The organism is Parabacteroides sp. An277 (genome assembly GCF_002159645.1).
Lineage (GTDB): Bacteria > Bacteroidota > Bacteroidia > Bacteroidales > Tannerellaceae > Parabacteroides.
On the sequence record NZ_NFJB01000056.1, the window covers coordinates 1 to 14,873 of the forward strand.

Annotated in this window: 10 protein-coding genes and 1 CRISPR repeat array; of the genes, 6 read left to right on the forward strand and 4 right to left on the reverse strand. The window is 44.3% G+C overall.

Translation table 11 applies throughout. The annotated features are described in order from the left end of the window. Positions 1-62: 62 nt before the first annotated feature. A CRISPR array of direct repeats spans positions 63-403; the repeat unit is 35 nt; unit sequence GTTGTTTTCAATAGTTCAAAGATACAAATTTGAAA. Between the two features lie 32 nt (positions 404-435). Together B5F77_RS14660 and B5F77_RS14665 are read right to left on the reverse strand one after the other, a co-directional pair. Beyond that, the gene (locus B5F77_RS14660) at positions 436-1,248 is read right to left on the reverse strand and encodes a M23 family metallopeptidase (RefSeq protein ID WP_239446385.1); all 813 of its coding nucleotides are present in this window, start codon (positions 1,246-1,248) and stop codon (positions 436-438) included. A 74-nt stretch (positions 1,249-1,322) separates the two neighbouring features. Continuing rightward, the gene (locus B5F77_RS14665) at positions 1,323-1,958 is read right to left on the reverse strand and encodes a glycerophosphoryl diester phosphodiesterase membrane domain-containing protein (protein WP_087332095.1); all 636 of its coding nucleotides are present in this window, start codon (positions 1,956-1,958) and stop codon (positions 1,323-1,325) included. Between the two features lie 514 nt (positions 1,959-2,472). Between B5F77_RS14665 and B5F77_RS14675 the strand changes: the two genes are divergently transcribed. From B5F77_RS14675 to B5F77_RS14695, 5 genes are all read left to right on the forward strand, one after another. Beyond that, positions 2,473-3,678: an efflux RND transporter periplasmic adaptor subunit gene (locus B5F77_RS14675; protein WP_087332099.1), complete on the forward strand. Its 1,206-nt coding sequence runs from the start codon at positions 2,473-2,475 to the stop codon at positions 3,676-3,678. A 51-nt stretch (positions 3,679-3,729) separates the two neighbouring features. Further along, positions 3,730-7,164, forward strand: coding sequence for an efflux RND transporter permease subunit (locus B5F77_RS14680; protein ID WP_087332101.1), 3,435 nt, complete (start codon positions 3,730-3,732; stop codon positions 7,162-7,164). Further along, positions 7,165-8,556, forward strand: a complete 1,392-nt coding sequence (locus tag B5F77_RS14685; RefSeq protein ID WP_087332102.1) for a TolC family protein — start codon at positions 7,165-7,167, stop codon at positions 8,554-8,556. It begins immediately after the preceding gene. Positions 8,557-8,581: 25 nt separating this feature from the next. Further along, positions 8,582-9,352 carry an acyl-ACP--UDP-N-acetylglucosamine O-acyltransferase gene (gene lpxA / locus B5F77_RS14690; protein WP_087332104.1) on the forward strand — a complete coding sequence of 257 codons (771 nt, stop codon included), beginning with the start codon at positions 8,582-8,584 and terminating at the stop codon, positions 9,350-9,352. A gap of 92 nt (positions 9,353-9,444) precedes the next feature. Continuing rightward, positions 9,445-10,296: a hypothetical protein gene (locus tag B5F77_RS14695; RefSeq protein WP_087332106.1), complete on the forward strand. Its 852-nt coding sequence runs from the start codon at positions 9,445-9,447 to the stop codon at positions 10,294-10,296. Between the two features lie 81 nt (positions 10,297-10,377). Here the strand turns inward: B5F77_RS14695 and B5F77_RS14700 are convergent, their stop codons facing one another. Then, positions 10,378-12,549 carry a tetratricopeptide repeat protein gene (locus B5F77_RS14700; RefSeq protein WP_087332109.1) on the reverse strand — a complete coding sequence of 724 codons (2,172 nt, stop codon included), beginning with the start codon at positions 12,547-12,549 and terminating at the stop codon, positions 10,378-10,380. Between the two features lie 1,050 nt (positions 12,550-13,599). Here B5F77_RS14700 and B5F77_RS14710 point away from each other — a divergent pair. Then, positions 13,600-14,679 carry a DUF6261 family protein gene (locus B5F77_RS14710; RefSeq protein ID WP_087332113.1) on the forward strand — a complete coding sequence of 360 codons (1,080 nt, stop codon included), beginning with the start codon at positions 13,600-13,602 and terminating at the stop codon, positions 14,677-14,679. A 10-nt stretch (positions 14,680-14,689) separates the two neighbouring features. Here the strand turns inward: B5F77_RS14710 and B5F77_RS15915 are convergent. Further along, positions 14,690-14,873 (reverse strand): hypothetical protein (locus B5F77_RS15915; RefSeq protein ID WP_204244990.1); only part of this gene is annotated, 184 nt, incomplete at its 5' end.

Genomic DNA, 14,873 nt, shown 5'->3' on the forward strand with positions numbered 1-14,873 from the left:
TCAAAGATACAAATTTGAAAGCAAATCACAACACATTCTGTACTTTTCCAATCGACCTTGTCGTTGTTTTCAATAGTTCAAAGATACAAATTTGAAAGCAAATCACAACGCCTTCAGTCATTGTTTGCCTCCTTTCCAAGTTGTTTTCAATAGTTCAAAGATACAAATTTGAAAGCAAATCACAACTTTTACTTGAATCTAAATTAAAAATGCTAGTTGTTTTCAATAGTTCAAAGATACAAATTTGAAAACAAATCACAACGGGTATGGAGGTTAGGATATACGCCCCGCAGTTGTTTTCAATGGATTAAAGATACAAATTTAGAAGCAAATCACAACATTTTCTGTAAATATACAAGCATGCATATGTTGTTTTCGGTGGTGCAAAGATACAAATCTTCGGAATAAATCACAAGTTTGTAATCTTGTCTATTTCTATTTTTCTTGATTCTTCTCATTTAATAAATAGAGAGGAAGCGAGCGGATAGGTTTAACCGTAATGCGTCCATGCTGGTTCGTACAGATGAGGCATTCTTTACGTAAAGTCCGACGCTTGAAACTAAACACGTAGTTCGGATTGAAATGGATACCATTAATACGAACTTCGAAATGCAAATGGGCGGTAGTAGCGCGTCCGGTTCGTCCAGTAAGGGCAAGCGGGTCACCGGCTTTCACTATATCGCCTACTTTGACGAGGTTCCGAGAGTTATGGCTATATACGGTTTCTAATCCGTTATAATGACGTACTACCACTACGTTTCCATACGCCGCATAGGGCTTCGACATGCGAACTATTCCGTCGAATGCCGAGCGGATGGTATCGTTCGGTACGGTTTTAATATCATACCCGGAATGATAACGGCGTCGGCCTCCGTAAGGCGAAATCACTTTGCCGCCTGGAAGCGGGAAGGCATAGTCTCCTTCTTGGATAGCTGAAAGGTCGATTATCTCAACATCTCCTTCTTTAAAACGTTCGGAATCTTTAACGCCCACGTGGTTTATCTCGCGAGAAGTGAAATCCGTAGAGATGGATTTGCGGGGCGAAGAAAGTGTGTCCAATACCTCAGGAAAAGGATAGCTGGGAAAAACATAGGCGGGCAACGTGATTTCCTTCATAGGATACGTAGCCCGCATAAGTTCGTGCTTGGCTGTTTTTGTTTTCTTAGGGGAAGCATATAAGACGGAACCAGCCAGTATCCCGCTTAAAATCAACCCTAAAGAGAATAAATATATTGTCCGAGAAGTCATATTTATTTCATTTTCCGGACAAAGTTAAGCTAAACCGCGCGATTTTCCTACTTAAAAACGGCTAATAGGCGTTATCATATTTGCATCTCTTCGTATATCTGCGGATTGCTCAAGAGGCGATACGTGTAGCTTTGCATCATGAGTATGAGTGGAATAGCTACGAATATGCCGATACCGAAAAGAATTAATCCGATGATGAGTATCAGGATTTGCGTCAGAAGCAAAAGGAAGAGCGGCATAACTTTCCCTTTAGTCAATGCCCAGCTCTGCTTGAGTGCTTGAATAGCACTGGTATCTTCATCTACGATGCTTTGCCCAAAAAATTGCAAGCGTATACCTAAATAAATACCTGGTATGACGAAGAGTAACGTGCCTATGCAGACAACGACTCCAAAAAGGATGTTGGCGAGGAAATAATTCGCAATCTTCCGCCCGCTTTGCAGGTAGGCAGAGAATTGAGGTTCCTCTCCATCCATGGTTTGAAAGGTATTTTTAATGTATCCTACGTAGAAGATGGCGGAAAGGAGTGCGCTAATAAGATAAGAAAACGCTGTTCCGCCCGACGAACCTTGCATGGGCATAGCAAAAATACCTACCGTAAAGGCAATCAGCATAAAACCAATAACCAACCCAGCCAGTATCCAAATCTGGGATTTTGTATATCCCCAACTGGCTTTAAAAATCTCTGAAACGTGAATCGATGTATCCATGATAATAAGCTTAAAGTTTGTTGCCAAAGTTAGGAGTATTTATGGAGATAGGCAACATTTTGGGGTTAAAATTTTGTTTCTATCCTTATTTTCTTTCGCCGATACCTTTTAAAAAGAGGAAAAGTACTTGGAAAAACTCTATCTTTAGGCTAAAGATATGTATCTGCAACCTGAAGATATATATCTTTAACTTGAAGATATGTATCTTTAGCCTAAAGATAGAGAATTGTTCGGGTATTTTTAAGTTTGGAAAGGGTGTATCTGTATTTTGCCAGAAGGAAAGAGGAAAAGGGTGCGGAGAGGATGGTTTTTCGCTTATTTCTATTGGGAACAATAGATATTCAATTCGTACCAAAAGTGCAAAAAGTTTTGAGAAAATGATATAATTCGGGTCAAATTAAGGTTAAAATGGAATCCAAACGAAATCCTATTCCAAAGAAAACATATACCTTTGTGGGAAAAGTATCAAAAAAGCAAGTTGTAAGGAAAAAATAAATTATCAAATAGTTCAAATATGAAGAAACATTTCTTGAAATTTTTAGTAACCCAGTCGAAGCTCATAGCTATATGCGCGACAGGGTTTATCCTTTTCTCTTGTGGAAACAGTCAAAGCGGAAAGATGGGTGATGATGAATTTGCTGTTACTACGGTGAATGCAACTTCAAGTGACCAAACAATCTCTTACCCGGCGACTATCAAAGGAACCCAAGATATCGAGGTTCGTCCGCAAGTATCTGGATTTATAGTTAAATTGTATGTCGATGAAGGTGCAACTGTCCGCAAGGGACAACCTTTGTTTCTAATTGACCCGACCCAGTATGCTGCTGCTGTGAAGCAAGCAGAAGCAGCCGTTGAAACGGCAAAGGCTGCGTTAGCCACACAAACTTTAACCGAGAAGAACAAACACATGCTGTTTGAAAAACAAATTATCAGTTCGTTCGAATATCAAACGGCGGTGAACAACTTATTGACGGCTAAAGCAAACTTGGCACAAGCCAATGCTTCGTTGGTTCAAGCAAAGCAAAATTTGGATTTTTGTACGGTAAAGAGTCCATCGGATGGTGTGATTGGAACTTTCCCATACCGTGTCGGTGCATTAGTAAGTGCTTCCATAGCCGATCCGTTGACTACCGTGTCGGAAATAAAGGACTTGTATGTCTATTTCTCGATGACGGAAAAAGAATTATTGAATCTGACCCGTGCAGGAGGAACATTGAAGGAGCAATTGGAGAAGATGCCGGCCGTGAAATTGCAACTGGCAGACGGAACGATATATGAGTTCGAAGGAAAGATTGATGCCGTGAGCGGTGTTATCGACCAATCGACGGGTTCGGTTAGTATGCGTGCTATCTTCCCGAATACAACCAATATATTGCGAAGCGGCGGTATGGCGAACATCATTTTCCCTTATACGATGGAAAACGTAATTGTTATCCCACAAAATGCAACGGTTGAGATACAGGATAAGAAGTTTGTGTATGTCCTCCAACCGGATAGTACCGTTAAATATACGGAAATTCAAATCTCTCCATTGAACGACGGGAAGAATTTCATCGTAACAAGTGGATTGAAAACAAACGAGAAGATTGTGATCGAAGGTGTTCAGCAGTTAACAGACGGACGGAAGATTGTCCCGATTACGAAAGCTCAACAAGTGGCTAAATATCAACAAGCCCTGAAAGACCAGCGCGAAGGGAATTTGGCTACAGCCTTCAATTGATGACTTATACATTATATTATATAATAAAGTAGACTAATTTAAGACAGAGTAATGAAATTAGATAGATTTATTAACCGTCCGGTATTATCAACTGTAATCTCTATTTTGTTGGTAATCTTGGGATTCATTGGTTTGGCTACGTTGCCAATCACCCAATATCCGGATATCGCACCTCCTACGATTTCGGTGAGTGCGACTTATACGGGTGCCAACGCACAAGCCGTATTGAACTCTGTAATCTCTCCGTTGGAAGACCAAATCAACGGTGTGGAGAACATGATGTATATGAACTCAACGGCGACCAACAACGGTTCGGCGCGTATTACGGTTTACTTCAACCAAGGAACCGACCCGGATATGGCACAGGTCAACGTGCAGAACCGTGTAACGCAGGCACAAGGTTTGTTACCCGCAGAAGTAACTCAAGTCGGTGTGACGACTTACAAACGTCAAACTTCTATGTTGATGGTATTCTCTATTTATGATAAAGAGGATAAGTACAACATTGAATTCTTGGAGAACTATGCAAGTATCAACTTGATTCCGGAAATCAAACGTGTAAAGGGTGTCGGTGATGCCAATGTGATGGGTACGGATTATTCTATGCGTATTTGGTTAAAACCGGATGTGATGGCACAATATAATTTGGTGCCAAGCGATATTTCTGGAGTATTAGCCGAACAGAATGTCGAGGCAGCTCCCGGACAGTTTGGTGAACGAGGAAACCAATCATTCCAATACACGATTCGTTGGAAAGGGCGTTTGTCTTCAGAGACGGAGTTTGAAAACATTGTCATCAAAGCGCTTCCGAATGGAGAAGTTCTTCGCTTAGGTGATGTAGCAGATTTGGAATTAGGCCGTTTGACCTACAACTTTAATAATACGGTAAACGGACATAAGGCTGTATCTTGTATCGTTTATCAGATGGCAGGAACCAATGCAACGGAAACCATCTCTAACTTGGAACAAGTGTTGGCCGATTATGAAAAGAACTTGCCGGAAGGTTTAGGTATTAATATTGCACAGAGTGCCAATGACTTCTTGTTTGCTTCTATTCATGAGGTAATCAAGACTTTGATTGAGGCATTTATCTTGGTGTTTATTGTGGTGTATGTATTCCTCCAAGATATGCGTTCGACATTGATTCCGGCTATTGCCATTCCGGTAGCCTTGATTGCCACCTTCTTTGCTTTAAAGATTATCGGATTTAGTTTGAACTTGTTGACATTGTCTGCTTTGGTATTGGCAATTGCCATAGTCGTCGATGATGCCATAGTGGTCGTCGAAGGGGTCCATGCTAAATTGGATCAGGGCTATAAATCAACCCGTCAGGCTGCTATCGATGCCATGAGTGAATTAGGCGGTGCTATCGTATCTATTACGTTGGTCATGATGTCTGTGTTTATTCCTGTAAGTTTTATGTCGGGAACAGCCGGTACATTCTATCAGCAATTTGGTTTGACAATGGCTTTCGCTATTGGTTTCTCAGCCTTAAATGCCTTGACGTTGTCACCTGCCCTTTGTGCTATTTTGTTGAAACCGCATCCGGCAGAAGGTGAAGAAGCAGCGCCATTGAAAGAACGAGTAAGTACAGCCATGAAGGAGTCTCGCAAAATCATGATTCGCCGATATAGCGAAGCCATTGGACGTTTGCTGCACCCAAGTATTACGATTCTTTTCACGGTCGTTGCCGTATTAGGTATGATTTTCGGTATGTTTAACTTTGGTGAGCATCCGATATTGACTATTGTCTTTGCGTTAATTAGTATATTGGCATTCTTTGGAATGACTACCGATAAATTCAAGAAAGCATTCAATAATTCATATGACTCAGTTTTGGGTAAATATAAAAATGCTGTATTGTTCTTTATCCAGAAGAAAGTTGTTTCAACGATTGCCGTTATTGCATCTATTGTCTTGTTGATATTCTTCATGAATACAACGCCGACTGGTATGGTTCCGAACGAAGATACAGGTACAATCATGGGAGCCGTAACGTTGCCTCCGGGAACTTCACAGGAACGTGCCCGCGAAGTATTGGCGCAAGTAGATAGTTTGATTGGTGCAGATCCTGCCGTGCAATCTCGTACTGTTATCTCTGGTTTTAGTTTTATCGGTAGTGGTCAGGGACCTTCTTATGGTTCTATTATCATTAAGTTGAAAGACTGGGAAGAACGATCGTTGACGCAAAGCTCAGATATTGTAGTAGCAACGTTATTCATGCGTTCACAGAAGTTATTTAAGGATGCCCAAGTATTATTCTTTGCTCCGCCTATGATTCCAGGTTATTCAATTTCTACAGATATAGAATTAAATATGCAGGATAAAACAGGTGGTGATTTGAATCACTTCTTTGATATTGTAAATTCGTATACAGCGGCATTGGAAGAGCGTCCGGAAATTAATTCTGCACGAACAAACTTCAACCCAAGTTTTCCGCAATACCAAATTGATATTGACGCAGCAGCTTGTAAGAAAGCTGGTATTAGTCCAAGTGATATCTTGACAACAATGCAAGGTTACTTTGGTGGTATTTATGCTTCAAACTTTAACAGTTTTGGTAAAATGTACCGTGTTATGATTCAGGCAGAACCTAATGCAACTAAAAATTTGGAATCGTTGAATCGTATTAAAGTGCGGGGTAGTGATGGCGAGATGGCTCCTCTCTCTCAATTCGCTTCATTTAAGAAAATTTACGGGCCAGATGTCATTAGTCGTTTTAACTTGTATACTTCTATTCAGGTAATGGTCTCTCCGGCGGCGGGTTATACTTCAGGTCAAGCTTTGCAAGCCATTGAAGAGGTAGCCAACCAAAATTTGCCAGCAGGTTTCGACTATGAATTAGGAGGTATGGCACGAGAAGAAGCACAAACGACAAATACGACAGGAATTATCTTTGTATTGTGTCTTGTATTTGTTTACCTTTTGTTGAGTGCTCAGTATGAAAGTTATATGTTGCCATTGGCCGTATTGCTTTCTATCCCATTCGGGTTGTTGGGCAGCTTCTTGTTCGTTAATGGTATGAATTCATTGGGAAGCATACCTGCTTTGAAGATGATTATGGGTTCGATGTCGAATGATATCTATATGCAAATTGCTTTAATCATGTTGATGGGTCTGTTGGCTAAGAATGCTATCTTGATTGTAGAGTTCGCTCTTGACCGTCGTCGTATGGGTATGAGTTTAACGTGGGCTGCCGTATTAGGAGCTGCCGCTCGTTTGCGTCCTATCTTGATGACCTCATTGGCTATGATTATTGGTTTGCTTCCGTTGATGTTCGCCTTCGGTGTAGGTGCTCATGGTAACCGAACATTGGGTGCGTCAGCAATTGGTGGTATGTTAATCGGTATGATTTGTCAGATATTTATTGTTCCGGTATTGTTCGTTGCATTCCAATACTTGCAAGAAAAGATCAAACCGCTTGAATGGGATGATTTGGATAATAGCGATATGAATACAGAAATTGAACAATACGCAAAGAAATAAATGAATATGAAGAAAAAAAATATAATCATGATGATGTGTGCAACTGCACTGCTAAGCAGTTGCCACATCTATAAAGCATACGATCGTCCGGAAGACATTTCTACTGAAGGTATTTACCGCGATCCTGTATCTATGACAGACACATTGGCCGTTACAGATACAACGAATATTGGAAACCTTCCATGGCAAGAAATTTTCCGTGATCCGAAATTGCAAGTTTTAATAGAAGAAGGATTGGCCAATAATGTGGATATGCAGGCTGCCATTCTTCGTGTAGAAGAGGCGAAAGTGCAACTGACTGCCGCCCGCTTAGCGTTTTTGCCTTCGATTAACTTCAATCCCCAAGGGACAATAACGACCATGGGTGAAAGCGATTGGGCAAAGGCTTATTCAACGCCATTGGCTGCCAGCTGGGAAGTAGATTTGTTTGGCAAACTGTTGAACGCAAGTCGTAGCCAGAAGACAGCTTATTTGCAAAGCCAGTATTCCCAGCAGGCTGTTCGTTCTCAAGTTATTTGTGGCATAGCAAACTTGTATTATACTTTGCTGATGTTGGATCGACAGGTAGAAATTACTGCAGAGACAGTCGGTATTTACAAGGAAAATGTTCGTGTCATGGAAGCGATGAAGATTGCCGGCATGACAACGGAGGCTGCTGTAACCCAGACGCGTGCTGCGTATGAACAAACACAAGCTTCTTTGATTAATCTGAAACGCCAAGTGCGTGAAACAGAAAACTCTTTGTCTGTGTTATTGGCAAAGGCTCCTCAGCATATTGAACGAGGAACGTTAGAAGAACAAGTTATGCCAGAAGAATTACTGACGGGTGTTCCTTTGCAATTGTTGGAGAATCGTCCGGATGTGAAAATCGCCGAGATGAATTTGGCAAACGCTTATTACACGACAAACCAAGCTCGTGCGGCGTTCTATCCGGGTATCAATATTACAGCAACAGCCGGTTGGACGAATGGTTCCGGTATAACTATTTCCAATCCGGGAGAATTCATGTTCCAAGCATTGGCTTCGCTGGCGCAACCTATCTTTAATAATGGTAGATTGGTGGCTAATTTGAAAGTTTCAAAGGCGGAAGAACAGATTGCTAAAATGAATTATCAGCAAACTATTTTAGAGGCTGGACAAGAAGTGAGCAATGCTTTACATTTATATGACGCAACCAATAAAATGCTGGTTCATGATCAGGCGCAGGTTGAGCAATTAGAAAAAGCGGTCTCTTACACAAAAGATTTGTTCCAGAGTGGCGATGCTACTTATTTGGAAATCTTGACTTCGCAACAGAACCTGCTGAGCGCACAATTGACGGAAGTTTCTGATAATATTCAACGCATACAAGCGGTTATCACGTTGTATAGCGCTGTTGGTGGTGGTAGATAAGTGATTAACTTTAATATAAAATGCTATGATTAGCCCTTTAGCTTATGTTGATCCGGCTGCAAAGCTTGGCAACAATGTTACAGTACATCCGTTTGCCTATATTGACAAGAATGTGGAAATAGGCGACAATTGTGAAATCATGCCGTATGCCAGCGTCTTAAGTGGCGCACGGTTGGGGAAGAACAATCGTGTGTTCCAACATGCCGTCTTGGCTGCTGAACCGCAAGATTTCAGATATAAAGGAGACGATACTTTGCTTATCATTGGTGATAATAACGCTATTCGTGAGAATGTAGTGATTAACCGTGCGACTATGCCAGACGGACAGACGCGCATCGGAAATGGAAACTTCATCCACGAAGGTGTGCATATTTCGCATGATACGCAAGTGGGTAATTCGTGTGTTATCGGTTATGGTGGTAAGATTTCGGGTAATTGCTTGCTGGAAGATTGCGTTATCTTTGGTGGTAACGTGCTGATGAGTCAGGGGACACGTGTTGGTCGTTGGGCAATGGTCCAAACGGGTTGCCGTTTCCGCAAGGATATTCCGCCTTACATTATCGCGGCGAAAGAACCGACTTCCTATTACGGTGTAAATGCTTTCATTTTGGAGCACGAAGGTTTTCCGGAGAAAATCATCAAGCACATCAGTCATGCTTATCGTATCCTTTATCAGAGCAACACGAGTGTGTTCGATGCTTTGTTGATGATTAAGGACCAAGTACCCATGAGTGAGGAAATCCAGAATATCCTTGATTTTGTGGGGGCTTCGAAATTAGGTGTCATTCGCGAATAACGCGTTTGTTTGGTGCGAAATGTAAAAAAATGGTGTTCGGTGAAAACCTGGACACCATTTTTTTTGTTCCTTTTTATAAATAGGAGGCAATTATGGCACGACCGATTATTCCTACATTATCTACCGAACAACAAACGCAACTTTATGAGCAATTGCGTAGATACAATGAGGGGCGCGATTCGTACAAGGTATCGGGCGCCTATTTGATAGTCTTGCCATATGCCGGGAAATCCCATTATTCGCTTTGGTTTTATTCGCCGACGGTCGAACGAAATCCGATTCTTTATTTAGATGATTTGTCGGAGTCGGTGCAGGAATCGCTCCGGCGCGTCAGCACGTTGTGTTTTCATTCCGCTCGGAAAGTATTTTTGGTGGAATACAATGAAAAAAGGATGGCTACGCATGGGGATGATTTGATTGGCTTTGGCAAATACCGTGGTCATTATTTGTATGAAGTGTTAAAAATTGATCCGGCTTATGTCAATTGGATTGCCAGCAAATATACGCCGCGTATCCCCAAGCAGGTCCGTTTTACGCAAATGGCGCGTGCGTATATGTCTGTTTATGTAGATTTCTCTCGCCAAAAACAATCACGGAACCAATCATCACAATTCCTTGGAAAAAAAGGAGAGCGGCTGAAGGGTTTGTCGTTTCGGATTATGCACATCCGCCTCGAAGACGACCCGTATAGGACGCACGCCGCAGGGGGGTCAGCATTGTTTTATGTTACGCAGGTGCTTTATGCGGAAGACCGTGCTGGGAACCGGGTCATCTTGAGTCTCCCCGCGCTTTATCCCAGTTTGGTGTCCGGACAGCTTTCCGCGATGGAGCGTGCGTTCCGGGTGGGCGAAATCATCCGCGTAGCTTCGGCTCGTATATCTCAAATCTTTGTGTATAAGGGTATAAAATATACGCGCCTGAATTATGTGAAACTGCAAACCTGACGGGAAAAGGGCTTTAAAAAAAATTGGAAACCGTTGCGCTCTGTGCGCGGTGATTTCCAAAAATTTTCAAACTTCTTTCTTTTAATATTGATACCGTACTTCGTCGAGCAGAAGCGGGATTTCGTCCCGTTCGATGCCGGCTTTTTCCAAATCAGGAATATCTTGCTCGAATTGTTCGTAGAATTTGTTCCAGTCGCCGTTTTCCTTTCGGAGTGCCTCTTGGTAGTAGTCAATGACTTGTATCATGTTCTGGAGGGCCCATTCCGTATGGCCGGCGTTCAGGTAGTCCTGCATGTTGGGATTGTCATTTAATATTTTACCGTAATAGTGGCGAGCCTGGTCGTATTTTCCGGTGAGGAAGGAACACCAAGCGATAGGACGCCAAGCCTTGTGGCTCTCTGCGTCGAGATAATCAACTTTATAGAAATATTTCAACGCTTCGTTGTAATTTTTTAGCTCCAAATGGCAATGTCCGATACTGATTTGTACGGAGAGATTGTCGGGCTGGAGTGTCTCGTATCGGTGGTAATATTCCAGTGCTTGGGCGGGTTGTTTTAATGTCCGGTAGCAACCGGCGATGCGGCGGATTACCCAAGGACTTCGTGGATTCAGAAGGTCGGCATGGAGATAATCCTGCAAAGCACCCGCGATGTCGTTCGTCATTTGGCGGCAATAACCTGTTTTTTGAAACAATACGTCGTCTTCCGGATTCTTTTCCACCAAACGAGCAAATGCCGTGAGTGCATCTTGGAAATAATGTTTGCGCAGGTAATAAGCTGCAATAGTCGAAAGGCTTCCTTCGTCTGACAAGAAGGGACGTAACACCGGCAGATTGTGGAAGTCGAGCGGATAAGCGAAGAGGTCATCAAAATCCAAATGTCTGGGATAGAGCTTAAAGAAACGATACAAATCTTGCACGTATTGCCCAGCGATGAGTTCCGTCTGTGAGCGCTTGCCCAGCAATTCCTCTTTGTTTTGTTGGATGATTTCGGCGGCTTGTCCGTCCAGTCGCGTCAGCATCATCTTCCGGGCACTTTCGGGTAAACTCATCATGCTGAGGTAGAGCGAATATTTGTCGGAATTGCACATAAACGAGGCCTCCATGACTGTGTCCATCAGCGTCAGGTCCTGACTTTTGGGCACACCGTCTAATGCCGTATGTTCGATGCTGAACGGCAAGAACCAATTGCTTATTTCGCGGAAAAAGGGATAATCTTTCAAATGGACAAACGTGGAATGGAGCACATCCGCACCTTCGAGTTGCAATTCGCTGAATTCCGTCATTTTTTTAGCCAAACCGGAATCGGAGAAGATGGCCTCTTGCCATTCGGGATTCATCTCGTTGCTCAGTTGTTCGGGCGTCAGGTCTTTCAGGTTGATTTTTTTGCCGAGGGTTTCGTTCCACTTCATCATTTCGGGGAGAATTTCGTTCTGCAGTTTGTCGGATATCTTTTCGGTCTCGCGAGCAAGGATGAAGCGCAATGTGATTTGCAACAGCGCCTTCGTGAATGTGGGCGAAGTCTCGGATAAGGCTTGTAGCCGGTCGTCCAGTTGCGGATAAAGATGGGTCCGCCGACGGTATTTGTAGAGCATCAGCAACAGGGCTATCAAAGCGCGTACGGCGATTTCCGGTTCGCGGGAAGCGGCGGCGTCGAAAAGCAATTCCATCTTCGTCACATCGAAAAACTCGTTCAACCCCAACAAGAGGGCCGAGGTAAGCAGGCATCCGATGTTGGTGGGCAGTTCCTCGTCGCGCAAGATAAGCCGCAGTTCGCTGACCTCTTCCGCCGAAAGGAATCCTGACGCCCAGACGTATTGGAAGAGCGCGGCGCGAGCCTCTTCCATCTGTTGCTTGCCCTCCTTATTTCCTTTTATCCGCGCGATGTCTCGGCTGTTCTGCAGTAACTCATGCAATCCGCGGAGCGAAGTCGGTCTTTGCATCCGTCGTTGGCTGTAAAAGCTGGTGGGCGAATCGACGGCCAATCCCCGTTGCTTCACACGGTCGGCCAATTCATAGCAAGCCGCTTGCACTTGGTTGTATATCTGTTCCTGCATGGGGTCTTGGACGCCGTTCATGCGGTAATGCAACATATATTTATAGGTATTTTGCCATTGGTCGAGCTGGTCTTGAAACCCATACTCGCCCGTCCCGGCAATTAACCCTTGCAATTCATCGAAAGCGCTTTTGAGTTCTTTCCGTTCCAATCGGCCGACAATCCGTTGGTAAGTCTTATTGATTTCTATCGTCGTCATTCCTGTTTGTCAATTTGATTTTGTGCAGCAAAGGTAGGAAAATAAATGAGAGTTACCATCAGGTAAGTCTATAAAAAAGAAAAGGTTGTCATCCCGACAACCAATCTTCATTGCTAACCTTAAATCTAATACCATGAAAAACACGGTGCAAAAGTATACATTTTATGTTATGCAGCATAACTTTCTGGCATTTTTCTTTCTGCGCTTAACTTTATTTATGGATTCCCCGCTTCTCCCTTGTCGTTTGGGAGGGAAATAGGTAGAATTAGAGGTGGGGTAGTTTGGTGGGTGATATAAAATAACGTTAGTCCTTATATCGAACTAACATTATTTTAATAGGTGCTAATTTTTGAGGAAGAATTTCACATCTATCTTAATGGAAGCACCGAGCGGACGATGAAACCGTCCCACCATGCTTAACCGGCTGGTGACGCGCCAGCGGCACCTGCGGTAGCCGATGTCCCCTCTATCCCGACCCCAACGGGGTCGAACAGGGCGGACATGAAAAGGTTCGACCCCTTCGAGGTCGAGACTGTGGGGCGGACTTTGACCGCAGGTGCCGCTTCGCGCCACACAGCCGGTTAAGCATGGTTAGACCTCTTGCGAGGTCTGCTACGAATACCCTATTTAATAGAAAATGAAGATTGGAGAAATAACGGAACATTCTCTTCTCCGCCGGTACAAGCCGTTCCGGAAGTCCGGTAAGGGGTTCCTCTGCCGGTGCAAGCCGTTCCGAAAGCTCGGTAAGGGGTTCCTCCATCGGTGCAAGCCATTCCGAAAGCCCGGAGAAGGGTTCCTCCGCCGGTGCAAGCGGTTCTGAAAGCTCGGTGAGGGGTTCCTCCGCCGGTGCAAGCGGTTCTGAAAGCTCGGTAAGGGGTTCCTCCGTCGGTGCAAGCCGTTCTGGAAGCCCGGTGAGGGGTTCCTCCGTCGGTGCAAGCCATTTCGAAAGCTCGGTGAGGGGTTCCTCCATCGGTGCAAATCTTTTAGAAAGTTGGATTATTCGAAAAATAGTCGTAAATTCGCATCGAATCATTTTAAAACACATTGCGTATGAAAATAAATGCAATCAAAGTAGCTAACTTGACAAATGGCGCGCACTTCATGTACCATAAAAATACATTGGCGCGCATCAAGGCACACGGCACGATTCCTACCAAATGTACCAAATTAGTAACCCTTTACGAGTCGGGCCTCACTGAGGAGGACGAAGCATTGAAGGTCTCACAAAAGAATTTCCTGAGCGATAAAATCAGCACGGCAGACGATTTGCGCGACAAGCTCTACCAGAGCTACCGGACAGCTGTAAAGGCGATGTTGAACTATCCGGTCGAAACGATTGCCGAAGCGGCTAAAGTGTTGTGGCAGCACATGAAAGACTACAACATTGATACCAGCGCGCAGTTGGATCGCGAGACAGGCATGTTGCAAAACCTGACGGCTGACCTGAAAGGCAAATTCGCGGAACAAGTTGAGGCTTTGCACCTGACGGAAGTGGTGGAAAAGCTGACCGAGGCCAACGAACAGGTAAACACGCTCATCGAGCAACGCGAAAGCGAATATGCAAACCGCAAGGTGGGCGCGATGCGCGAGGCACGTGCAAAGGTGGATACGGCTTATAAAAATTTGGTCCAGGTAATTAACGCGCTTGTCATCTTGGATGGCGAGGCGGATTATGCCGATTTCATCAAACTGCAGAACCAATCCATTGCCCGCTATAAACGGGAAGCGTTGGGAGAGACGACAAGTGGCAAAGAGCCGGACGAAGAGGACGAGGACGACGAACCCACTCCCGAACCCGTCACGCCCGAAATCACCGCCGTCTACCAAAAAGAAGGAGGTGACCCGGAGAATCCACATCGCATCGAACGAGGCGAGCAAACTGGTATGAAATATCAAGGCTTCACCCTGAAGGGACAAGACGGCACGCTGGAGCATGTCATCGGACTCGTTAATGATCAGGATTACATCGAATGGATTAAGGCCGCGACTATCAGTAACGTCACAGAGACCAGCTGTGAATTTACGATGGTTCCGGATTTGACAGAAGGACAATACAAAGTCCGCATCGAGACCTACGACGGAGGCAGTCCGCTGGTGGTGGAATATCCGGAGCCCATCACGTTGTGGTAATGAATAATTGTCAATTCTCCATTGTCCATTGTCCATTGAACCGGCCTCTGTCTGGTGGGCGTGAAGCGAGCGAGCGAAACGGAGCGGCCGAGAGCGTCGCTGTTTGAGCGCGGAGCGCGAGTTTGCGACGTGAACAGCGGAGTGCAGGAAGCGAGTAGCCCAGCAGACGCAGCCTTGAACTTTTGGTTCTTTTC

Coding starts and splice junctions, on each gene's coding strand:
- B5F77_RS14660 (WP_239446385.1), bottom strand. CDS start 1,248: ATGACTTCTCGGACAATATATTTATTCTCTTTAGGGTTGATTTTAAGC.
- B5F77_RS14665 (WP_087332095.1), bottom strand. CDS start 1,958: ATGGATACATCGATTCACGTTTCAGAGATTTTTAAAGCCAGTTGGGGA.
- B5F77_RS14675 (WP_087332099.1), top strand. CDS start 2,473: ATGAAGAAACATTTCTTGAAATTTTTAGTAACCCAGTCGAAGCTCATA.
- B5F77_RS14680 (WP_087332101.1), top strand. CDS start 3,730: ATGAAATTAGATAGATTTATTAACCGTCCGGTATTATCAACTGTAATC.
- B5F77_RS14685 (WP_087332102.1), top strand. CDS start 7,165: ATGAATATGAAGAAAAAAAATATAATCATGATGATGTGTGCAACTGCA.
- lpxA (WP_087332104.1), top strand. CDS start 8,582: ATGATTAGCCCTTTAGCTTATGTTGATCCGGCTGCAAAGCTTGGCAAC.
- B5F77_RS14695 (WP_087332106.1), top strand. CDS start 9,445: ATGGCACGACCGATTATTCCTACATTATCTACCGAACAACAAACGCAA.
- B5F77_RS14700 (WP_087332109.1), bottom strand. CDS start 12,549: ATGACGACGATAGAAATCAATAAGACTTACCAACGGATTGTCGGCCGA.
- B5F77_RS14710 (WP_087332113.1), top strand. CDS start 13,600: ATGAAAATAAATGCAATCAAAGTAGCTAACTTGACAAATGGCGCGCAC.